The sequence below is a fragment of the Mycolicibacter terrae genome (assembly GCF_010727125.1).
Taxonomy (GTDB): domain Bacteria; phylum Actinomycetota; class Actinomycetes; order Mycobacteriales; family Mycobacteriaceae; genus Mycobacterium; species Mycobacterium terrae.
Genome location: NZ_AP022564.1, coordinates 1,022,970 through 1,043,586 on the forward strand (window position 1 = coordinate 1,022,970; position 20,617 = coordinate 1,043,586).

At 68.8% G+C, this 20,617-nt stretch carries 20 protein-coding genes and 1 pseudogene; 9 read left to right on the top strand and 12 right to left on the bottom strand.

Annotated features, from left to right (window positions below):
* The first annotated feature begins 5 nt into the window (after positions 1 to 5).
* Positions 6 to 1,793, top strand: coding sequence for a complex I subunit 5 family protein (locus G6N23_RS04990; protein WP_197701530.1), 1,788 nt, complete (start codon positions 6 to 8; stop codon positions 1,791 to 1,793).
* Between the two features lie 31 nt (positions 1,794 to 1,824).
* On the opposite strand, the gene G6N23_RS04995 is transcribed toward G6N23_RS04990, so the two are convergent.
* Entirely contained in the window at positions 1,825 to 2,526 is a 702-nt protein-coding gene (locus G6N23_RS04995; protein WP_234808611.1) for an HAD family hydrolase, read from the bottom strand.
* A gap of 22 nt (positions 2,527 to 2,548) precedes the next feature.
* Between G6N23_RS04995 and G6N23_RS05000 the strand changes: the two genes are divergently transcribed.
* A complete protein-coding gene (locus tag G6N23_RS05000; RefSeq protein WP_372508974.1) occupies positions 2,549 to 4,759 on the top strand; it encodes a catalase in 2,211 nt (736 codons plus the stop codon).
* Between the two features lie 3 nt (positions 4,760 to 4,762).
* On the opposite strand, the gene G6N23_RS05005 is transcribed toward G6N23_RS05000, so the two are convergent.
* Positions 4,763 to 5,200 carry an STAS domain-containing protein gene (locus G6N23_RS05005; RefSeq protein ID WP_234808612.1) on the bottom strand — a complete coding sequence of 146 codons (438 nt, stop codon included), beginning with the start codon at positions 5,198 to 5,200 and terminating at the stop codon, positions 4,763 to 4,765.
* Between the two features lie 191 nt (positions 5,201 to 5,391).
* On the bottom strand, positions 5,392 to 6,399 hold the full coding sequence (locus G6N23_RS05010) for an iron-containing redox enzyme family protein (RefSeq protein WP_085260959.1): 1,008 nt from the start codon (positions 6,397 to 6,399) through the stop codon (positions 5,392 to 5,394).
* A gap of 90 nt (positions 6,400 to 6,489) precedes the next feature.
* On the opposite strand from G6N23_RS05010, the gene G6N23_RS05015 reads away from it, so the two are divergent.
* Both G6N23_RS05015 and G6N23_RS05020 read left to right on the top strand, forming a co-directional pair.
* Positions 6,490 to 7,476: a TIGR03557 family F420-dependent LLM class oxidoreductase gene (locus tag G6N23_RS05015; protein ID WP_085260960.1), complete on the top strand. Its 987-nt coding sequence runs from the start codon at positions 6,490 to 6,492 to the stop codon at positions 7,474 to 7,476.
* Positions 7,477 to 7,513: 37 nt separating this feature from the next.
* On the top strand, positions 7,514 to 7,789 hold the full coding sequence (locus G6N23_RS05020; protein ID WP_085260961.1) for a hypothetical protein: 276 nt from the start codon (positions 7,514 to 7,516) through the stop codon (positions 7,787 to 7,789).
* 36 nt (positions 7,790 to 7,825) lie between these two features.
* On the opposite strand, the gene G6N23_RS05025 is transcribed toward G6N23_RS05020, so the two are convergent.
* From G6N23_RS05025 to G6N23_RS05055, 7 genes are all read right to left on the bottom strand, one after another.
* On the bottom strand, positions 7,826 to 9,625 hold the full coding sequence (locus G6N23_RS05025) for an acetyl/propionyl/methylcrotonyl-CoA carboxylase subunit alpha (protein ID WP_085260962.1): 1,800 nt from the start codon (positions 9,623 to 9,625) through the stop codon (positions 7,826 to 7,828).
* Between the two features lie 91 nt (positions 9,626 to 9,716).
* Complete coding sequence (locus tag G6N23_RS05030; RefSeq protein ID WP_085260963.1) at positions 9,717 to 10,133, bottom strand: SufE family protein; 417 nt, start codon at positions 10,131 to 10,133, stop codon at positions 9,717 to 9,719.
* On the bottom strand, positions 10,133 to 11,047 hold the full coding sequence (locus G6N23_RS05035) for a sulfurtransferase (RefSeq protein ID WP_085260964.1): 915 nt from the start codon (positions 11,045 to 11,047) through the stop codon (positions 10,133 to 10,135). Before G6N23_RS05035 ends, G6N23_RS05030 begins: the two co-directional genes overlap by 1 nt.
* 54 nt (positions 11,048 to 11,101) lie before the next feature.
* Complete coding sequence (locus G6N23_RS05040; protein WP_085260965.1) at positions 11,102 to 11,740, bottom strand: Maf family protein; 639 nt, start codon at positions 11,738 to 11,740, stop codon at positions 11,102 to 11,104.
* Between the two features lies 1 nt (position 11,741).
* Entirely contained in the window at positions 11,742 to 12,011 is a 270-nt protein-coding gene (locus G6N23_RS05045) for an acyl-CoA carboxylase subunit epsilon (RefSeq protein ID WP_085260966.1), read from the bottom strand.
* Positions 12,008 to 13,660, bottom strand: coding sequence for an acyl-CoA carboxylase subunit beta (locus tag G6N23_RS05050; RefSeq protein WP_085260967.1), 1,653 nt, complete (start codon positions 13,658 to 13,660; stop codon positions 12,008 to 12,010). The genes G6N23_RS05045 and G6N23_RS05050 overlap by 4 nt, the downstream gene beginning before the upstream one ends.
* 48 nt (positions 13,661 to 13,708) lie before the next feature.
* The gene (locus G6N23_RS05055) at positions 13,709 to 15,082 is read right to left on the bottom strand and encodes an HNH endonuclease signature motif containing protein (RefSeq protein WP_095173968.1); all 1,374 of its coding nucleotides are present in this window, start codon (positions 15,080 to 15,082) and stop codon (positions 13,709 to 13,711) included.
* A gap of 132 nt (positions 15,083 to 15,214) precedes the next feature.
* Between G6N23_RS05055 and ligD the strand changes: the two genes are divergently transcribed.
* Positions 15,215 to 16,120 (top strand): non-homologous end-joining DNA ligase, encoded by a 906-nt coding sequence (ligD, locus tag G6N23_RS05060; RefSeq protein WP_085261389.1) that lies wholly within the window; start codon positions 15,215 to 15,217, stop codon positions 16,118 to 16,120.
* 1 nt (position 16,121) lies between these two features.
* On the opposite strand, the pseudogene G6N23_RS05065 reads toward ligD, so the two are convergent.
* Positions 16,122 to 16,755, bottom strand: a pseudogene (locus G6N23_RS05065) (alpha/beta hydrolase); the annotation flags it as partial.
* Between the two features lie 77 nt (positions 16,756 to 16,832).
* Here G6N23_RS05065 and G6N23_RS05070 point away from each other — a divergent pair.
* Entirely contained in the window at positions 16,833 to 17,663 is an 831-nt protein-coding gene (locus G6N23_RS05070; RefSeq protein ID WP_085261390.1) for a biotin--[acetyl-CoA-carboxylase] ligase, read from the top strand.
* A gap of 8 nt (positions 17,664 to 17,671) precedes the next feature.
* Positions 17,672 to 18,181, top strand: a complete 510-nt coding sequence (locus G6N23_RS05075) for a PH domain-containing protein (RefSeq protein ID WP_085261391.1) — start codon at positions 17,672 to 17,674, stop codon at positions 18,179 to 18,181.
* Here G6N23_RS05075 and G6N23_RS05080 read toward each other — a convergent pair.
* Positions 18,145 to 18,792 carry a GtrA family protein gene (locus tag G6N23_RS05080; protein ID WP_085261392.1) on the bottom strand — a complete coding sequence of 216 codons (648 nt, stop codon included), beginning with the start codon at positions 18,790 to 18,792 and terminating at the stop codon, positions 18,145 to 18,147. The genes G6N23_RS05075 and G6N23_RS05080 overlap by 37 nt on opposite strands.
* A gap of 145 nt (positions 18,793 to 18,937) precedes the next feature.
* Here G6N23_RS05080 and G6N23_RS05085 point away from each other — a divergent pair, with 145 nt between their 5' ends.
* Complete coding sequence (locus tag G6N23_RS05085; protein WP_234808648.1) at positions 18,938 to 20,104, top strand: 5-(carboxyamino)imidazole ribonucleotide synthase; 1,167 nt, start codon at positions 18,938 to 18,940, stop codon at positions 20,102 to 20,104.
* Positions 20,097 to 20,612, top strand: a complete 516-nt coding sequence (purE, locus tag G6N23_RS05090; protein ID WP_085261394.1) for a 5-(carboxyamino)imidazole ribonucleotide mutase — start codon at positions 20,097 to 20,099, stop codon at positions 20,610 to 20,612. The genes G6N23_RS05085 and purE overlap by 8 nt, the downstream gene beginning before the upstream one ends.
* Positions 20,613 to 20,617 lie beyond the last annotated feature (5 nt).

A 20,617-nucleotide genomic window follows, 5' to 3' on the forward strand; every position in this document is an offset into this window, starting at 1 on the left:
CCGCCGTGCCGGCCGCCACCGCCCTGCTGCCGCTGTTGGTGGCGGTGCCGATCCTGGCGGCATGTCTGCTCTTGGCGCTGGGCCGTCGCCTGCCCGGGTCCGTTGCCAACGCGGTGGTGGTGGCCGTGTCGGCGGCCTCGACCGGCGCCGCCGGCTGTGTGCTGGCCGCCGCCGCCGGGAGCACCGTGGTGGCCTGGATCGGTGGCTGGCACCCGCGCGACGGGTCGGCGGTCGGTATCGCGCTGGCTGCCGACCCGCTCTCGGCAGGACTGGCGGTCCTGATCGGCGCACTGACCGGGTGCGCGGCGCTCTACAGCCGCCGCGGACTCGACGAGGCCGGTACCCGCTTCGACGCGCTGCTGATGATCTTCCTGGCGGCGATGAACGGCTTCGTCCTGGCTGCGGACCTGTTCAACCTGTTCGTCTTCCTGGAGCTGATGGGCGCGGTGGCCTACGCGTTGACCGGCATCAAGATCGAAGATCGGTCGGCGATTCAGGGCGCACTCAACTTCGGGGTCATCCAGTCGCTCAGCGCCTGCCTGACACTGATGGGCATCAGCGTGCTCTACGCCCGCGTCGGCCAGTTGGATATGGCTCAGCTGGGCACGGCGTTGCGCTCGGCCGCCGGGGACGGCCGAAGCGATGCGCTGGTGGTGGCGGCCTTCGTGCTGGTCTCGGCGGCACTGCTGGTCAAGGCCGCGATCGTGCCGCTGCACTTCTGGCTGGCCGACGCGCACGCCGTCGCGCCCGCTGGGGTGTGTGTGCTGTTCTCCGGCGTCATGGTGGAACTCGGGCTCTACGGGCTGTGGCGGGTGTACTGGGCGGTGTTCGCCGGCGCGCTGCCACCGGCCGTGATCAGTCGCGTCTTCGTGGCCGCAGGTGTGCTGACCGCGGTCGTCGGCTCGGTCATGTGCGTGCTGCAACGACACCTCAAGCGAATGCTGGCCTATTCGACGGTCGGCCACATGGGATTGCTGCTGGTGGCCACCGCGACGCTGACCCCGCACGGGGTGGGCGGCGCGGCGGTGTACCTGATCGGCCACGCCGGAGCCAAGTCGGCGCTGTTCCTGATCGTCGGGATCCTGCTCGACCGCCACCACAGCGTCGACGAATGGGAGTTGGTGGGGCGCGGGCGGGGCCAGCCGGTGCTGGCGGCCTGTTACGCCGTCGCGGCGGCGGCACTGGGCGGGCTGCCGCCATTCGGTACCGCGCTGGGCAAATCCCTGTGTGAGGAGGCCGTGGGCAGCGGTTGGGGATCGGCACTGTTCCTGGGTGTTTCGGCGTGCACCGGTGGTGCGGTGCTGCGGGCCGGCATCCGCTGCTTCACCGGTCTCGGCGGCCGCACCGAGCCGCCCGATGATGCGGCCGCCGGACAGACGACCCGAGGTGACGAGCAGCCCGACACCTGGTTGCGGCGGACACCGCCGAGCATGTACACCGCGATCGGGCTGCTGCTGGCCGGTTGTCTGGCCGCCGGGGCGCTACCCGCGGTCGCGCGCGGCGCCGACACCGCCGCCCGTCGTTTCGTCGAGGCCGGCGCCGCCACCGCAGCGCCCGGCTGGTCGGTGCTCGGCGCCGGGTTGGGCGTCTTGGGTTGCATCGTGGCGGCGGGGGTGGCGGCCGCCGGGTTGCACCGCTGGCCTCCGGTGGCCCGCCGCACGGTCGGCGCCCTGGCCGCGCCGGTGCTCAGCGCGTTGCGCGCGGCGCATTCCGGCCACATCGGCGACTACCTGGCTTGGATGTTCGCCGCGCTGGCGGCGCTCGCCGCCGCGGTGGGCCTGCCGTCGACGTGAACGACGGCCCGGATCCGAGCCGAACGCTGCCTCATCCAGGTCCGGCTCGCCCGTCGGCCAACGCCGCGATCGGTGACTGATCGAGATGGAGCAGCAGATCCTCGGCGTTGTCGAAAACACCCACGGCGCCCGCAGTTTCCAATTCGGCGCGCGACACCCCGCCGCTGAGCACGCCGATGCTCGGCACTCCGGCGCGCACGCACGCCTGCGCGTCCCAGACCGCGTCGCCCACGAAAACCGCCCGGTCGGCCGTTGCGCCGGCCCGGTCCAGGGCGATCCCGACGATGTCCGGCTCCGGTTTGGCGACGTCGACATCGGCCGACGAGGTGACCGCGGCGACCAGGTCGTCGCAGTCGAGCGCCTTGCGCAAGACCGCCAGCTCGTCGTCGGGCGCCGAGGTGGCCAGCACCACCGACAGGTCGAGCCCGGCGATACGTTCCAGCAGCCGCCGGGCGCCCGGAAGCGGCGTCAGCAACTCCGCCGTCTGGAGGTAGTAGCGGGAGTGCAGGTCTTTGAGCCGCCGGCGGACATCGTCGGGCGCTTGGTCGGGGGATTGGTCGGACAGCAACCGCACCAGCGCGGATCCGTCCATTCCGATGGCGCGGTGAATGCGCCAGGATTCCACCTCGATGCGCAACTCGGCGAACGCGCGCCGCCAGGCGTGCACATGCAGGTAGTTGGAATCGACCAAAGTGCCGTCGACGTCGAAAAGCACAGCCGATTGGGTGGTCACGGCTCTCCCTCTCCGTTTGCGGATGTCCCGGCTGGGATACCCACGAAGAGAATTCCCCATACGGACGAGAGGACAAGCGGTGGCCACCGACGACCGTGATGCCAAGCAGGAACAACTCGACGACTACCGGATCGACCGGCAGTCCGGATACCTGACCACCCAGCAGGGGGTGCAGGTCGACCACACCGATGACTCGCTGACGGTCGGCGAGCGCGGCCCGACGCTGCTGGAGGATTTCCATGCCCGGGAGAAGCTCACCCACTTCGACCACGAGCGGATCCCCGAGCGGGTGGTGCACGCTCGCGGGTCGGGCGCCTACGGCTACTTCGAGCCCTATGACGACTCGCTCGCCGAGTACACCGCGGCACGGTTTTTGACCACGCCGGGCACCAGGACCCCGGTGTTTGTGCGGTTCTCCACCGTGGCGGGATCCCGCGGTTCGGCCGACACCGTGCGCGACGTGCGCGGGTTCGCCACCAAGTTCTACACCGATCAGGGCAACTACGACCTGGTCGGCAACAACTTCCCGGTGTTCTTCATCCAGGACGGGATCAAGTTCCCGGACTTCGTGCACGCGGTGAAGCCCGAACCGGACAGCGAGATTCCACAGGCCCAGTCCGCCCACGACACGCTGTGGGACTTCGTGTCGCTGCAGCCGGAGACGCTGCACACCATCATGTGGCTGATGTCGGACCGCGCGTTGCCGCGCAGCTACCGGATGATGCAGGGCTTCGGCGTGCACACCTTCCGTTTCGTCAATGCCAAGGGCCAGGGCACCTTCGTGAAGTTCCACTGGAAGCCCAAGCTCGGCGTGCATTCGCTGGTCTGGGACGAATGCCAGAAGATCGCCGGCAAAGACCCGGACTTCAACCGCCGGGACCTGTGGGACGCGATCGAGGCCGGCCAGTACCCGGAGTGGGAGCTCGGCGTGCAGCTGGTACCCGAAAGCGACGAGTTCAGCTTCGATTTCGACCTGCTGGACGCCACGAAAATCATTCCCGAAGAACAGGTTCCGGTGCGCCCGGTGGGCAGAATGGTGCTCAACCGCAATCCGGACAACTTTTTCTCCGAAACCGAGCAGGTGGCCTTCTGCACCGCCAACGTCGTGCCGGGAATCGACTTCACCAACGACCCGCTGCTGCAGTTCCGCAATTTCTCCTACCTGGATACCCAGTTGATCCGGCTGGGCGGACCCAACTTCGTGCAGCTGCCGGTCAACCGGCCGGTGGCGCCGGTGCACACCAACCAGCACGACGGCTATGGCCAGCACGCGATCCCGAAGGGCAAGACCAGCTACTACAAGAACTCGCTGGGTGGCGGCTGCCCGGCGTTAGCGGGATCCGGGGCGGACGCCGACGTGTTCCGGCACTACACCCAGAAGGTGGACGGTGAGAAGATCCGCAAACGTGCCGCCAGTTTCGAGAACCACTACAGCCAGGCGCGGATGTTCTACAAGAGCATGTCCGAGACGGAGGCGAAGCATGTCGTCGCCGCGTACGCCTTCGAACTGGGCAAATGCGAAACCATCGAGATCCGGCAGCGCGTCGTCGAACAACTCAACCGCGTCGACCACGACCTGGCCAGCCAGGTCGCCGCCCAGCTGGGCCTGCCCGCGCCGAAGGAGCAGCCGCTCGACGAGGCGGTCGAGAGGGTCGGCGTCTCGCCGGCGCTTTCGCAGCTGCACAGCGCCACCCTTCCCCCCGACGCGCGGGGTGTCCCCACCATCGAAAGCCGCAAGATCGCGGTGCTGGCCGCCGACGGTGTCGACGTGGCGGGTGTCGAACGCTTCGTCGAGGCGATGCGGCAGCGCGGCGCCGTCGCCGAGGTGCTGGCGCCGATCGCCGGTGGAGAGCTGGCCGGCGGTTCGGGCGGGCAGCTGAGCGTCGACCGGGCGATCACGACCATGGCCTCGGTGCTCTACGACGCGGTGGTGGTGCCGTGCGGTCCGGACGCGGTGCGGACCCTGGCGGCCGACGGCTACGCGATGCATTTCATCACCGAGGCCTACAAGCATCTCAAGCCCGTCGGTGCGTTCGGCGCCGGCGTCGAGCTGCTACCCAAAGCCGGGATCGCCGAACGGCTGGCGGAGGACACCACGGTCACCGTCTCGACCGGGGTGGTCACCACGACAGCAGCGGCCGACGACCTGAACGACGAGTTCTTCGGCGCATTCGCCGCTGAGTTGGCCAAGCACCGCGCCTGGGAGCGGGCCGCCGACGCGGTGCCTGCCTAGATTTCAGGTCACCGCGCGCAGTGGCCGGCCGGACTTCTGCACGTCGGCCAGGGCGTCCGCCAGCGACGCCCCCAGCGGAAGGCGCGACTGCGGGTCACAGATCCGCAGCACGCGGGACACCGCCGGACTCGGTATCACCACCAGCCGGGTCCGCGCGGTGGCGCACCGGGCACTGATCGACTGAAGGGCCGTAAACCCGACCGTGGCAATGAATGTCAGCTCGGACAAGTCCAGGATCAGCCATTCGCAGCAGTCGGCGCAGCGGCGTGCGTAATCCGCGAAGGGACCGGCGTTGGCGGCGTCGATCTCCCCGTCCGCGGCCACCACCGCTCCGGCACGGCCCCAGTGCACAGTGAATTTGGCGGTGTGATTCCGCCATGCCTGAGTGGCTTCCGTTGCGGGAGTGGCGAAAGCGGTCTCGGTCATTCGGCTGGTAGTCATTTGTGGCTCCATCAGTCGACGAATCGTGCTGTTGGATTACGTCAGCGTAAACTCTCGCGAGCGCTTATACACCGTGACGTACAACTACCGGCTGTGAACTCAACCGGAGGAACCAGACGTTACCCAGAGCCGCTCCGGCTTGCAAAGGGATGCCCGACAATTTCCGCAAAATCCCAGTGAAACCTTAAGTTTCACATCGAGCAGAGCGAGGAGCGCCCCGCGGACCAGGCCGCCATCATGAGATCGGCCAGCCGGTTCTCCACCACGTCGCGGGCGCGCATGCCGAACACCACGTCGGCTTCCAGGTGCGGTGCGTGGCGGATCAGGTCCTCGACCACATCGGCGCGCACCACCTGCTCGTGTACCGCGTCCGCCTCGACGTGCTCGGCGTAGAACGCCACGCACGGCTCCGGGGCGCCCAGCCGCCGCAGCGCGGCGACCAGGCGGCCGGACCCGGGAGGCGAGGTGATCTCCGTCGAGGCGAAGTGGCCGACGGCCGCACCCCGCCACCGGCGATGTAACCCGAACAGCGACATCAGGTTCACCACTGCGAGCGACTCGGCGGGAACAACGTCGAGGTAGGCGAGGTAATCGGCGTTCAGCCCGGCGGCGGTGAGCAGGTCGGCGAAGAGCTGCTGGTGTACCCGGGGCCCGCGGCCGGCGCCGTACTCGTCGAACTCGACCGCGACGAAGGACGCCTTGGCCTGGCCGGTCAGGCGCGGGATGGCCCAGGCGTGTGGATCGCCCTCCTTGAGGTGGTACAGCGACCTGTGCACGAAATACTCGCGGGCCTGCTCCCAGGTGCCCTGATCGCGCAGGTGCCACGATGGGCCGCTGCCGCGCACGGGCTCGGTTGCCGCTGCAGCCATTTCGTCGTTCGCGGTGGTGTCCGCCGGTATCGTTCCGACGTCCTGCCGGACACTATCGAGGAATGCGCGCTCCAGCCGGGACCGCAGTTCCAATAAGGTGGCGTCCCATTCCCACTCCGGGTCCACCTCGTCGAAGCCGCGGTAGTGCAGCTCGTAACAGACGTAGAGGGCCAGTTGCAGGTCCCGGCCGTACGGGTCCGCGCCGGCGGTTGGGGCGGTGAATCCCTCGGTCGCGCCCGCGGGGCGGCGGAGCAGCTCACAGACCGCCGCCGACAGCGGCCCGCAGGCGGTAGGCAGGGCGGGCTCGGTCCGGATAAGTGCGTTGGTCACGCTCGCGAGTACCCCGTGCACAGCGGCCGCCAAACGATGCCGGCCGGCGCGGCTCCGTTTCGGTGGTCGACCGTTGGGTACCCCGGGACCATGACACGGTTCGGCTACACCCTGATGACCGAGCAGAGCGGGCCCCAAGACCTTGTCCGGTATGCCGTCTCCGCCGAAGAACGAGGTTTCGACTTCGAGGTGTGCAGCGACCACTTCTCACCCTGGCTGGCGTCACAAGGCCACGCCCCGAACGCCTGGGCAGTGCTGGGGGCGGTCGCGCAGGCCACCGAGCGGGTGGGGCTGTGCTCCTTTGTCACCTGCCCGACGATGCGCTACCACCCGGCGGTGGTGGCGCAGCAGGCGGCCACCGTGCAGATCCTTGCCGACGGCCGGTTCACCCTGGGCCTGGGCAGCGGGGAGAACCTCAACGAGCACATCGTCACCAGCGCAGGCTGGCCGAACGTCCGGCGGAGGCAGGCCATGCTCGGCGAAGCGATCAAGATCATCCGCGAGCTGCTGATGGGGGAGACGGTCAACCTGTGCGGCGAGCATTTCCAGGTCGACCGGGCCCGGCTGTGGGACCTTCCGGAGATCCCGGTCGCGTTAGCCGTCGCGATGTCGGGCGAGAAGGGCGTGGACCGGTTCGCCACCGCCGCGGACGATCTGATCGCGGTGCAGCCCGACGCGGACCTGGTCCAGGCCTGGCATTCCGCGCGCCAGGCCTCCGGACTCGAAGGCGGCCGTGTTTTCGGACAGCTGCCGGTGTGCTGGGACCCCGACCGGGACGCTGCGATCGAGCGCGCCCACCGGCAGTTCCGCTGGTTCGGCGGCGGGTGGCCGGTCAACGCGGAACTGCCCACGCCAACCGCGTTCGCTGCCGCCACGCGGTTCGTCACGCCGCAGGATGTCGCCGACGCCATTCCGTGCGGGCCCGACCTGGCCCCGATCGTCGAGGCGGTGCGTGCCTACGCCGAAGCCGGTTTCACCGACATCGCACTCATCCAGATCGGCGGCGAGACGCAGGAGGCATTCCTCAAGGAGGCGGCGGAACCGCTGCTGGGCGCGCTGCGCGACGCGGTGGCCTGAGGGTTTCAGGCCGGGCTGCCGCGGGTATCAGGAGCCCATGAGCGAGACCGAGCACCCGATCGACGAGGCGCGCACGACCCGGCCGCGGGACGGAATGATCTTCAAGGACCGCCGTGAGGCCCCGGGCCTGGCCATGCTGCTGATGGCGGTGCTGGCGATGGTGGGTTTCATGAGCGCCGCGGCGCTGCACCAGGCCGGCTGGTCGCTGGCGTTCGGGATCCTGGTCCTCGTGTTGGCCGTCGCCGGCGTGGCCTGGATATTCATCGGACGAAACCGCAGCTTCCGCGCCGGCAACCACCGGCGCCAGACCTAACGCGCCGCATCGTCGCCGGAGGCGGGTCTGCCTCCGCTACTTGATTTCGCAGAGCACCGTGCCCTGGGTGATGGCCGATCCGGCCTCCGCCGCCAAGCCGGTGATGACACCGTCCTTGTGCGCGGTGACCGGGTTCTCCATCTTCATCGCCTCCAGGACGACGACCAGGTCACCGGCGGCGACCTCCTGGCCCTCTTCGACGGCCACCTTCACCACGGTGCCCTGCATGGGCGCGGTCACGGCGTCACCGGACGCCGCTGCGCCGCCGTGCGCACCGCGCTTGCGGGCCTTCGGCTTCTTGCGGATCGCTCCGGCGGCACCGCCGGCCGCGCCACCGCCGCCCAGCGCCAGGTCCCCGGGCAGCGAGACCTCCAAGCGGCGACCGCCGACCTCGACGACCACTTTCTGCCGCGGCTGCGCGTCCTCTTCGTCGAGCGGCTCGCCACCGGTGAACGGCTCGATGTTGTTCTCGAACTCGGTCTCGATCCAGCGGGTGTGCACCGAGAAGCCGTTCTCGTCGCCGATGAACGCCGGGTCGCGGACGACCACGCGGTCGAACGGGATGACCGTGGCCAGCCCCTCCACGTGGAACTCGTCCAGGGCACGCCGGGCGCGCTCGAGAGCCTCGGTGCGGTTCGCCCCGGTGACGATCAGCTTGGCCAGCATCGAGTCGAACTGGCCGCCGATCACCGAACCGGTCTCCACGCCGGAGTCCATCCGGATGCCGGGGCCGGTCGGCGGGTCGAAGCGGGTGACCGGGCCGGGGGCGGGCAGGAAGCCGCGACCGGCGTCCTCACCGTTGATCCGGAACTCGATGGAGTGCCCGCGCGGCTCCGGGTCCTCGGTGAGGTCCAGGGTCTCGCCGTTGGCGATGCGGAACTGCTCACGCACCAGGTCGATTCCGGAGGTCTCCTCGGTGACCGGGTGCTCGACCTGCAAACGGGTGTTGACCTCCAGGAAGCTGATCAGGCCGTCCTGGCCGACCAGGTACTCCACCGTGCCGGCGCCGTAGTAGCCGGCCTCTTTGCAGATCCGCTTGGCGGACTCGTGGATCTCCTTGCGCTGCGCATCGGTCAGGAACGGCGCCGGGGCCTCCTCGACCAGCTTCTGAAAGCGGCGCTGCAGCGAGCAGTCGCGGGTGCCCGCGACGACGACGTTGCCGTGCTGGTCGGCGATGACCTGGGCCTCGACGTGGCGCGGCTTGTCCAGGTAACGCTCCACGAAGCACTCACCGCGGCCGAATGCCGCGATCGCCTCGCGGGTGGCCGACTCGAACAGCTCGGGAATCTCTTCGAGGGTGCGGGCCACCTTCATGCCGCGGCCGCCGCCGCCGAACGCGGCCTTGATCGCCACCGGGACGCCGTACTCCTTGGCGAAGGCGACGACCTCGTCGGCGTCCTTGACCGGGTCCGGGGTGCCGGGCACCAGCGGCGCCTTGGCGCGGGCGGCGATGTGCCGCGCGGTGACCTTGTCGCCCAGATCGCGGATCGCCTGCGGGCTCGGCCCGATCCAGATCAGGCCGGCGTCGATCACGGCCTGGGCGAAATCGGCGTTCTCGGAAAGGAATCCGTAGCCGGGGTGGATAGCGTTGGCACCCGACTGGGCCGCGGCGTCCAGGATCTTCTCGAACACCAGGTACGACTCGGCGGAACTCTGCCCGCCCAGGGCGAAAGCCTCATCGGCCAGTCGGACGTGCGGCGCCTCGGCGTCGGGTTCGGCGTACACGGCCACACTGGGCAAGCCGGCATCCCGCGCGGCGCGGATCACCCGGACTGCGATCTCCCCACGGTTGGCGACGAGCACCTTGGAGATCTTCGTGCTGGCATGGTTCGCCACTTGCCCTCCTGACGGCATCTTTAAGAAAGGTCTTTAAGAATCTAGCTTCACGCAGTGTAAGGCGCGACCGCAGCACCCGAACTATGTGCCCCTATGCGGAGCGAAGCCGGCGCTTGATCCGGGTCAACATGGCCGACATCCCGCGCAGTCGCAGCGGGCTGATCAGCGCCGCGAGGCCCAGGCTGGAGGCGAAATCCTCGGGTACCCCCAAGATGACGTCGGCCGGCTGGCCGTCGAGGCCCGTCGCCCAGATCGACGCGAACCCGCGGGTGGTCGGCGCCTCCGGGGGCGCGCTGAAGTACAACCGCACCCGCTGCGGGTCGGCGGCGTCGACGTGTAAGAACAGCGGTGACTGGCACTCCGGCACCGGCTCCATGGCCGATTCGGCCAGGTCGTCGGGCAGGTCGGGGAGCTCGTCGGCGAATTCCAGCAGCAGCCGCAACTTGTCCTGTCCTTCGACTTCAGCGAAGTCGGAGACCACCTGTGCCAATGCTTCCGGCAGGCTCATCAGCTGACTGTGGCGCCCTGCGCTGCCGCGGGCGCCGCGCCCGGTTCCGGGCCGTCGACGATGGGCACCCGCACGGTGTTGCCCCACTCGGTCCAGGAGCCGTCGTAATTGCGGACCCCCTGCATGCCGAGCAGGTGCGTCAGCACGAACCAGGTGTGGCTGGAGCGTTCCCCGATGCGGCAGTAGGCGACCGGCTTGTCCTCGGGCTTCACAAAGTCGTAGAGCTGTTCCAATTCCTCGCGCTTGCGGAACCGGCCGGCGTCGTCGGCCGCCTTGCTCCACGGGATGGATATCGCGGTGGGGATGTGGCCGCCTCGCAGCACACCCTCCTCGGGGTAGTCCGGCATGTGGGTCCGTTCGCCGGTGTACTCCTGCGGCGAGCGGACGTCGATCAGCGGCTCGCGGCCGATGATCTCCAGCACGTCTTCCTTGTAGGCGCGGATCGGAGCGTCGTTGCGCTGCACCACCGGGTAACCGGTCGTGGTCTTCGACGGCACATCCAGGGTGGTCTCGCGGCCCGAGGACACCCACAGGTCGCGCCCGCCGTCGAGCAGCCGGACGTCTTCGTGGCCGAACAGAGTGAACACCCACAGCGCGTAGGCGGCCCACCAATTGGACTTGTCGCCGTAGATCACCACGGTGTCGTCGCGGGAGATGCCCTTGCGGTTCATCAGGTCGGCGAACTGCTCCCCGGTGATGTAGTCCCGGACCGGCGCATCGTTGAGATCGGTGACCCAATCGATCTTCACCGCCCCCGGGATGTGGCCGACGTCGTAGAGCAGCACGTCCTCGTCGGACTCCACCACGACGAGACCGGGGGTACCCAGATTCCCGGCGAGCCAGTCGGCGGTCACCAACCTCTCGGGATGGGCGTAGGACTGCAGGGCGGGGCTGGGGTCGGCAGGCACTGGCACGGTGTCGAGCCTACCCACCCCTGTCTCCTGCGTCGCGGCGAGACGGGGCGTCGCCTACCCCGGGTTGGCCGCCCACAGTGCCGCGACGGACAGGCCGGCCCCGGCGAGCAGGGAGCGCACCAACGGCAGGCTGATCCCGATGACACTGGACGGATCGCCGTCGACGCCGTCGATGAACCAGCCGCCCAGACCGTCCAGGGTGAAGCCACCGGCCACCCGCAGCGGCTCGCCGGTGGCCAGGTAGGCCTCCAGGTCGTCGGCGGTGGGCGTTCCGAACCGCACCGTGGTGACCGCGGTTTCAGCGGCCTGATGGCGTATCTCGTTGTCTTGCAGCCAAATCAGGCTGTGGCCGGTGTGGAGCTGCCCGGTGCGCCCGGCCATCGACTGCCATCGTCGGCGGGCCTCGTCCACCGACGGCGGCTTACCCGCCAACTGACCGTCGATGTAGAGCATCGAATCGCAGCCGATCACCACGCAATCCGTCGCAACCGCCGGCTCCAGGCGTGCCGCGACGTCTTCGGCCTTGGCTTGCGCCAGTGACCGCACCACGTCGACCGGGTCGGCATGCGGGCCCAGGCTCGCCGCGACGGCGTCCTCGTCCACTCCGGAGACCACCACCAGGGGGTCGATTCCGGCACCCCGCAGCACGGCCAACCGGCCTGACGATGCGGACCCCAGGACCAGACGTGTCACGTCAGCGGCGCATATGAGTGCGCTCCAGCAGGGTCACCCGTTGCCAGCTGAACACCGGAAAGCGGAGTTTGTCGACCGGGTGGCCCCACAGGTTGCGCTCCCGGACGCCGGATTCGGCCGCGCCACCGCCGGCGGTGCCGAGGACCGCGACCAGTGCCGCGATCTCCGCGTCGGTGGGGTTGCCCTTGAGCACCCGGATGTGCGGCTCGGCGGCTGCGGGGGCCTCGGGCGCCGGGGCGGTGGCCTCGTTCTCGTCGCTCGCGTCGCTCACAGGGGAATGTTCCCGTGCTTCTTGGGCAGCGGCTGAACGATCTTGCGTTCCAGCAGCCGCAGCGACGTCGCGATGTAGCCGCGGGTGTGCGACGGCGGGATCACCGCGTCGACGTAGCCGCGCTCGGCGGCGACGTAGGGGTTCACCAGCGTGTCCTCGTATTCCTGCTGCAGCGTCAGGCGCAGTGCATCGACGTCCTCGCCGTTGCGGGCGGCCTCGGAGAGCTGCTGGCGGTAGACGAACCCGACCGCACCGGAGGCACCCATCACCGCGATCTGGGCGGTCGGCCAGGCAACGTTGACGTCGGCGCCCATCTCCTTGGAGCCCATCACGCAGTACGCGCCGCCATAGGCCTTGCGGGTGATGACGGTGATCTTGGCGACGGTGGCCTCACCGTAGGCGTAGAGCAGCTTGGCGCCGCGCCGGATGATGCCGTTGTACTCCTGCTCGGTGCCGGGCAGGAAGCCGGGCACATCGACCAGCAGCACGATCGGGATGTTGAAGCAGTCGCAGGTCCGGATGAACCGGGCGGCCTTCTCCGAGGCGTTGATGTCCAGGCAGCCGGCGAACTGGGTGGGCTGGTTGGCCACGATGCCGACCGTGCGGCCCTCAACGCGGCCGAACCCGACGATGATGTTCTGCGCGTAACCGGACTGCACCTCGAGGAACTCGTCGTCGTCGAGGATCCGGGTGATCACCTCGTGCATGTCGTACGGCTGGTTCGGCGAGTCCGGGATCAGCGTGTCGAGCTCGAGGTCCTCGGCGGTGAGGTTCTCCTCGATCGCGCCCTCGGGAGCCGGTGCCGGGTAGCGCGGCGGGTCGGCGTAGTTGTTCGGCGGCAGGTAGCTCAGCAGGTCGCGCACGTATTCGAAGGCATCCTGCTCGCCGGAGGCGACGTAGTGCGCGGTGCCGGACTTGCCCATGTGGGTGTGAGCCCCGCCCAGCTCCTCCTGGGTGACGTCCTCGCCGGTGACGGTCTTGATCACGTCGGGGCCGGTGATGAACATCTGGCTGGTCTGGTCGACCATCACGATGAAGTCGGTCAGGGCGGGGGAGTACACGTGACCGCCGGCGGCAGCGCCCATGATCAGCGAGATCTGCGGGATCACCCCGGAGGCGCGAATGTTGTTGTGGAAGATCTTGCTGTAGAGGCCCAGCGAGACCACACCCTCCTGGATGCGGGCGCCGGCGCCGTCGTTGATCCCGATCAGCGGCCGGCCGGTCTTCATGGCCAGCTCCTGGACCTTGACGATCTTCTCGCCGTAGACCTCACCGAGACTGCCGCCGAACACGGTGGCGTCCTGACTGAAGATGCAGACCTCGCGGCCGTCGATGGTGCCGTAGCCGGTGACCACCCCGTCGCCCAGCGGACGCTTCTCGGCCAGGCCGAAATTGGTGCTGCGGTGCTTGGCCAGTGCGTCGAGCTCGACGAACGACCCCTCGTCCAGCAGGGCGAGGATGCGCTCGCGGGCGGTCAGCTTGCCCTTGGCGTGCACCTTCTCCACCGCCGCTTCCCCGACCGGGTGCAGGGTCTCCGCGGTCCGACGCTTGAGGTCGGCCAGCTTGCCTGCGGTGGTGTGGATGTCGACGACGTGCTCGCCCTGGGCCTCTACGGCGGACTCCCCAGAGTGCTCAGTAACACTGGTCATAAGAAACGATCTTAATCGCGGACCATCGGTTCTCCCGACCGGACCCGGTTAGGGGATGTCGTCGTCGCCGTTGTCTTCGCGGTCCGGGAGTAGTTTTTCGGGGTGGTGGTAGTGGTTGGTGCGGGGTTGGCCGTGGTCGAGGTGGGGTGGGGGCAGGGTTTCGGTGGTGCCGTTGTGGGTTTTGCGGGTTTTCCAGCCGTGTGAGGTGATGAGTTGGTGGTGGGGGCCGCAGCGCAGGCTCAGCCCGTGGATGTCGGTGCGCCCGGTTTTGGCGTAGTCGATGTCGTGGTGGACTTCGCAGTAGTAGCCGCCGATGGGGCAGCCCGGGTGGCTACAACCCCGTTCTTTGGCATACAGCACGATGCGCTGCCCGGGTGAGGCCAGGCGTTTGGTGTGGAACAACGCGAGTTCTGTGGCGCCGTCATAGATGCGTAGGTAGTGATGTGCGTGGGAGGCCATCGCGATGACGTCGCGTATGGGTAGCCAGGTGCCGCCGCCGGTGTGGGCTTTACCGGTACCGGCCTGCAGATCAGCCAAAGTGGTCGAGACGATGATGGTGGCCGGCAGCCCATGGTGTTGGCCGAGATTCCCGGAGGCCAGCAGGGTACGTGCCATGGCGGTCAGGGCGTCGTGGTTGCGTTGCGGTGCGCTGCGGGTGTCGGCGTCGATCTGGGTCTGGGTCGGCGTGCCGGCTACGCAGGGGGTGGGGTCGTCGGGGTTGCACATGCCCGGGGCGGCCCAGCGGGCCAGCACCGCATCGAGGGTGGCACGGGCGTGCGGGTCGAGGTAGCCGCTGATGGGGCTCATGCCGTCGCGGTCTTGGGGGCCCAACACCAGGCTGCGGCGTTTGGCGCGTTCCTCGTCGGTGTAGTTGCCGTCGGGGTGTAGGTGATCGGCCATGCGGTGGGCCAGGGTGGCCAGTTGGTCGGGCCGGTAACCGGCGGCCAGCTCGGCCAGTTCTGCTTCGGCGCGCGCCAGGGTGGTGGTGTCGATGTCGTCGGGTAGGTAGGTGAAAAACGAGCGGATCACCGCGATATGCGCGGCCCCGATCTGTCCTTGGCGTTGGGCGGTGGCCACCACCGGGCGCACCGGGTCCAGGGGCTCGCCGGTCAGGGTGCGTCGCGGCCCGAGTTCGGCGGCTTCGGTGAGGCGCCGCCCAGCCTCCCCGCGGGCGATGTGCAGTTCGTCGGCGAGCACCCAGCGTGCCTTGCCACCCAGCTCGTCGCGATCGGCCGCGGCCAACCGGTTGACCATGGGGTGTTCCACGGCGGGCAGCCGGCGGCGCAGCACCTCGCAGCGCCGCAACAACGCCACGCACTCCCGCGGCGTCAAAGCCTCGAAGTCCAGTTCCAGCGCCCGGTCCAGCCCGGCGGCCAGCGCGTCGAAGACCTCGACGACCTCGTCCCGACTGTTCGAACACATGTGCTAATCATAGCGACGCCCCCCGACAAGAATCCGAATCCATCCACAAGCAAAACTACTGGGACACAAGGGGTTCAAGTGATTCACGGGGTAAACGTTTATCGCTTCGGCATCAGCGGGTACGCGGCTGCTATGAAGCCCAACGTCGCGATCACTCATCCGGACCGGGTGCTCTTCCCGGCGTCGGGCACCCACGAAGCGATCACCAAGGGCGACCTGATCGACTACTACAGGCAACTGGCACCGGTGATGGTGCCGCACCTGGACGGCCGTCCGCTCACGCTGACCCGGTTCCCCGGCGGCATCGACGAGGAAGGGTTCATCCAGCAGAATTTCGCCACCTCACTGCCGGAGTGGATGGACCGGATCGAGGTCGCCAAGAAGTCCGGCGCGGGATCCGTCGTGCATCCGGTGGTCGGGCGGGAGGAGGCGCTGGTCTGGGCGGCCAATCAGGACTGTGTCACCCTGCACGCCTGGTTGTCGCGCCGGCCGCACCTGGACACCCCGGATCGACTGGTGTTCGACCTGGACCCGGCCGACGACGACTTCGCCGTGGTCCGGGCCACCGCCCGTGCGGTCGCCGACGTCCTTCAGGAGCTGGGTATGACGCCCTACGTGCAGACGACGGGTTCCCGCGGACTGCATGTCGTCGCGCCGCTGCGGGGCGGCGCCGATTTCGACACCGCTCGCGGGTTCGCCCGGGCCGTCGCCGGCCTGGTCGTCGACGACGACCCGCGGCATCGCACCTGTGAAATGCGCAAGTCCGGTCGTGGTGGCCGGTTGTATGTGGACGTGATGCGTAACGCCTATGGGCAGACGGCGGTGGCCCCTTACGCGGTCCGGGCTCGCTCGGGTGCGCCGGTGGCCACTCCGCTGGAGTGGGACGAACTCGACGTGCCGGGCTTGCGGCCGGACGGGTTCACCCTGCGCGACGTGCCCAAGCGGATGGCCGAACGCGGTGATCCGTGGGCCGGCATGTATCGGCACGCGTGCGCTCTGGCGCCGCGCCGGCATCGCCTGGAGCAGCTGGGCGCCTAGCTCAGGCGGCGGCCGTACCGGGTTCGGGACCGGGGTTGGGTTCGGGTTCGGCGTTTTCAGTGACTTCCTTGACGAAGTCGCCGATGTAGCGGATCGCCCGGCGGCCTTCGGGCAGCACATCGGCCGCCAGCGGGAAATCGTGAATCTGGCCGTCCCACAAGTGCAGATCGCAGGGGACACCGGCGGCCTGCAATCGCTGCGCCATGACCTCGGCGTCGGGCAGCAGCAGTTCGTCGGAGCTGGCGTGGATGGTGACCAGCGGCAGTGCCGACAGATCGGCATCCACCGGCGAAACGACCTGGGCCCGACGGAGATAGCGGGTGAAGGCCGGCAGTGCTCCGCGGGGGAACATCGCACACCGGTCGGCGTTGCGGTGCCGCATCTTCGCCGTCGGGTCGGCATCGGTGAAGGGTGAAACCACCGCAATGCCAGCAGGTTTCGCCAGACCAGCCGCCAGGGCGGCCAGGGTCGTCATGAAAGCCAGATATCCGCCCGCCGAGTCGCCGGCGACCACCGAAATGTTCGGGGTCATAGCCGCGGCGCATCAGCCAGCGCAACCCGCTCAGGCCGTCCTCGATCGCGTCGGATATCCGGTGCGACGGCAACATTCGGTAATCGATGTTGAGGACACAGGCGCCTTCATGGGCCGGAGTACCCTGCGGTCGGGCGTTTCAACCGGCGCGGCGACGGCACCGGCTACTAGGCTGGGGAAATGGATGTTCAGCCACCGCTTGACGCAAATGTTCTGCGTGACGGGTTGACCGGGTCGGGTCAACCGTGGCGCGCTCTGGATGTGGTCACCGAAACCGGGTCCACCAACGCCGATCTGCTGGCCCGTTCCGCGGCGGGCGAGGACATCGACGGTGTGGTGCTGCTGGCCGAACACCAGACAGCCGGCCGCGGTCGGCACGGCCGGCGCTGGGTGTCCCCGGCAGGTAGCCAACTGGCACTGTCGGTGGGGGTCGCCGCGGACATGGTGCCGACCTCGGGATGGGGTTGGCTGACCCTGGCGGCCGGGGTCGCGGTGGCCGATGCGCTCACCGAGGTCTCGGGTCTGCAGGTCGGCCTGAAGTGGCCCAATGACGTCCTGGTGGGCTCAGACAAGCAAGGCAAGCTGGCCGGCATCCTCGCCGAGGTGGCCGCGCCCAAGGCGCTCGTCGTGGTCGGACTGGGCCTCAACGTGACCATGACCGCGCAGCAGGCGCCGGATCCGGCGGCGGTCTCGCTGGCCATGCTCGGCGTTTCGGTTCTCGACCGAAACCTCTGGGCGGACAAGGTTCTTCGGCACCTTGCGGCCCGGATCGCGGCGTGGCGTGCGGCCGGCGGGGCAGATGAGGCGCTGGCGGCGGACTACCGGCGGTACAGCTGCACGCTGGGCGCCCGGGTGCGCGCTGACACCCCGGGCGGGCATCGGGTCGAGGGTCTCGCCGAGGCGATCGACGACACCGGCCGGCTCGTCATCAACACCGGCGATGACACGGTGACCGTGTCGGCCGGCGACGTCACGCGGCTGCGGCCCGGCGGTTCAGCAGGGCTCGACTAGGACCGGCCGTGGGTTATCCGGAGAACGTGCTGGCCGAAGACGAACAGGTGGTGCTGCACCGGCATCCGCACGTCAAACGCCTGCTCCTGCCACTGGTGGCCCTGCTGTTGGCCACGGCCTGCGCCGGGTTCGCGTCCGGGATCGTCAACCCCCGGGCCTGGGACCCCAATGCCAAGAACGTGGTGTTCGGGGTGATCTGGGCGATCTGGCTGGTGGTGGTCGGCTGGCTGGCGATCTGGCCGTTTTTGACCTGGCTGACCACGCATTTCGTCGTCACCGACCGGCGCGTAATGTACCGGCACGGGTTGCTGACCCGCAGCGGAATCGACATCGCGCTGGCGCGGGTCAACAGTGTGGAGTTCGTCCACGGGCTCGTTGACCGGATGCTGCGCACCGGGACGCTGATCATCGAGTCGGCGTCACAGGAACCGCTGGAGTTCTACGACATCCCGCGCGTGGAACAGGTCCACGCGCTGCTCTATCACGAAGTCTTCGACAACCCGTCCGGTGCGGGCTGACGCCGCGCCGGACGCCGGAACAGGGTCACCACACCGGTGTCCGGGCCTCCCTCCAGGGAGTCCTCGATCGCCTCGGCGAGTGCGCCGGTCTCGATCGTCGCATCCAGTGCCAGGTCCGCGCTGCGTGCGAACTCGTCGGGGAAGACCCAGCGCCGGAATGCCCAGAACCGGAACGCCATCTGCAGCAGATTGCCGATGATGTAGGCCGAGATGAAGTCGGCGATGTTCTCGATGGTCAGCGAGACCATCGGCGCCCGCAGCTGCAACACATAGCTGGAGAACCACAACGGCGCCATCGACAGCAGTACGCCGACGCCGCTAACGCCGAAGAACAGCAGTGCCTCATGGTGGCGCTCCCGGCCACCGCGGTCCTTGAAGCTCCACTCACGGTTGAGGATGTAGGACGCGATCACCGCGACGATGCCGGAGATGACCTTGGCGGTGACGGGCTTGGGCTCCAGAATCGTCAGCTTGAGCGTGTAGAACAGCGCCGAGTCGATGACGAAGGTGGTCGCGCCCACGATGGCGAACTTGATCAACTCATGGTGGCGCTCGGCCAGCGGCCGGATCACCCGTGGCAGGCGAGCGATCGTGGCGTCGGTAAAAGACACAAGTCGCCAGTGTACGGACTTTGCCTGATCTGCGCCTAATGACTGGATAACGACGCGGACGGGCCGACGTGACACGATATTGCCCGTGCCGAAACCCCCAACCGCCGCGCCGCCGTCGGCAGGTGGCCGCAGCCCCCTGGTCGCCATGGTCGGCGGCGGTCAGCTGGCGCGGATGACCCACCAGGCCGCGATCGCACTCGGCCAGCGGTTGCGGGTGCTGGCCGCCGCGGCCGATGAGCCGGCGGCGCAGGTCACCCCGGACGTGGTGATCGGCTCGCACACCGACCTCGACGACCTGCGCCGGGCCGCGACCGGAGCCACCGTGCTCACCTTCGACCACGAGCACGTTCCGGGCAAGCTGCTGGACAAGCTGGTCGCCGAGGGCGTCAACGTGGCGCCGCCGCCGGCTGCGCTGCTACACGCCCAGGACAAGCTGGTGATGCGGCGCAAGCTGGCCGCCCTGGGGGCGCCGGTACCGCGGTTCGCCGCTATCGAGTCTCTGCAGGCGGTCGACGAGTTCGCCGAGCTGACCGGCGGCCCGATGGTGGTCAAGACCGTCCGGGGCGGGTACGACGGGCGCGGGGTGACGATCGTCGACGACGTGGCCCAGGCCCGGGCCGCCGCCGCGGAGTACCTGGCCTCCGGGGTGCCGGTGCTGGCCGAGGAGCGGGTGGCGATGCGCCGTGAGCTCTCGGCGCTGGTCGCCCGGTCGCCGTTCGGTCAGGGTGCGGCGTGGCCGGTGGTGGAGACGGTGCAGGAAGACGGGATCTGTGTGACGGTGATCGCGCCGGCCCCCGATCTGCCTGCTGAATCTGCCGCCGCCGCACAGCAATTGGGGCTGCGCCTGGCCGACGAGCTGGGTGTGGTCGGGGTGCTGGCCGTCGAACTGTTCGAGACCACGAGCGGCGAGCTGCTGGTCAACGAGCTGGCGATGCGGCCGCACAACTCCGGGCACTGGACGATGGACGGCGCGGCCACCAGCCAGTTCGAGCAGCATCTGCGCGCGGTGCTGGACTATCCGCTCGGCGCCACCTCCCCGGTGGTGCCGGTCACCGTGATGGCCAATGTGCTCGGGGCTCCCGAACCGCCGGCGATGACGATGGACGAGCGGCTGCACCACCTGTTCGCCCGCTATCCCGACGCGCGCGTGCACCTGTACGGCAAGGACGAGCGGCCGGGCCGCAAGATCGGGCACGTCAACCTGCTCGGTGATGACGCGACGGCGTCGGCCAAGCTGCGTGAGCGGGCCGAAAGCGCGGCACACTGGTTGTCGCACGGGGAATGGAGCGATGGATGGGATCCGCATGAGTGAGCACAAGCCCGGTCCCCGGGTAGGCGTGATCATGGGCAGCGACAGCGACTGGCCGGTGATGGAAGAAGCGGCCCACGCGCTGGCCGAGTTCGACATCCCCTTCGAGGTGGGGGTGGTCTCGGCGCACCGCACCCCGCAGCGAATGTTCGACTACGCCCGCGACGCCGCCGGCCGCGGCATCGAGGTGATCATCGCCGGGGCGGGCGGGGCCGCACACCTGCCCGGGATGGTGGCCTCCGCCACACCGCTGCCGGTGATCGGGGTGCCAGTTCCGCTGGCCCGTCTCGACGGGCTGGACTCGTTGCTGTCGATCGTGCAGATGCCGGCCGGGGTGCCGGTGGCCACCGTTTCCATCGGCGGCGCGCGCAACGCGGGGTTGCTGGCGGTGCGTATTCTGGCCTCCGCCGATGCGGCATTACGGGCCCGGATGGAGACTTTCCAACAGCACCTGGCGGACACCGTGCTTGCGAAGGACGCGAAACTACAAGATAAAGTTACCGGTGAGTAGCTTAG

Coding starts and splice junctions, on each gene's coding strand:
- G6N23_RS05000 (WP_372508974.1), top strand. CDS start 2,549: ATGTCCCGGCTGGGATACCCACGAAGAGAATTCCCCATACGGACGAGA.
- G6N23_RS05005 (WP_234808612.1), bottom strand. CDS start 5,200: ATGACTACCAGCCGAATGACCGAGACCGCTTTCGCCACTCCCGCAACG.
- G6N23_RS05015 (WP_085260960.1), top strand. CDS start 6,490: ATGACACGGTTCGGCTACACCCTGATGACCGAGCAGAGCGGGCCCCAA.
- G6N23_RS05020 (WP_085260961.1), top strand. CDS start 7,514: ATGAGCGAGACCGAGCACCCGATCGACGAGGCGCGCACGACCCGGCCG.
- G6N23_RS05030 (WP_085260963.1), bottom strand. CDS start 10,133: ATGAGCCTGCCGGAAGCATTGGCACAGGTGGTCTCCGACTTCGCTGAA.
- G6N23_RS05050 (WP_085260967.1), bottom strand. CDS start 13,660: ATGACCAGTGTTACTGAGCACTCTGGGGAGTCCGCCGTAGAGGCCCAG.
- G6N23_RS05055 (WP_095173968.1), bottom strand. CDS start 15,082: ATGTGTTCGAACAGTCGGGACGAGGTCGTCGAGGTCTTCGACGCGCTG.
- ligD (WP_085261389.1), top strand. CDS start 15,215: ATGAAGCCCAACGTCGCGATCACTCATCCGGACCGGGTGCTCTTCCCG.
- G6N23_RS05070 (WP_085261390.1), top strand. CDS start 16,833: ATGGATGTTCAGCCACCGCTTGACGCAAATGTTCTGCGTGACGGGTTG.
- G6N23_RS05085 (WP_234808648.1), top strand. CDS start 18,938: ATGGTCGGCGGCGGTCAGCTGGCGCGGATGACCCACCAGGCCGCGATC.
- purE (WP_085261394.1), top strand. CDS start 20,097: ATGAGTGAGCACAAGCCCGGTCCCCGGGTAGGCGTGATCATGGGCAGC.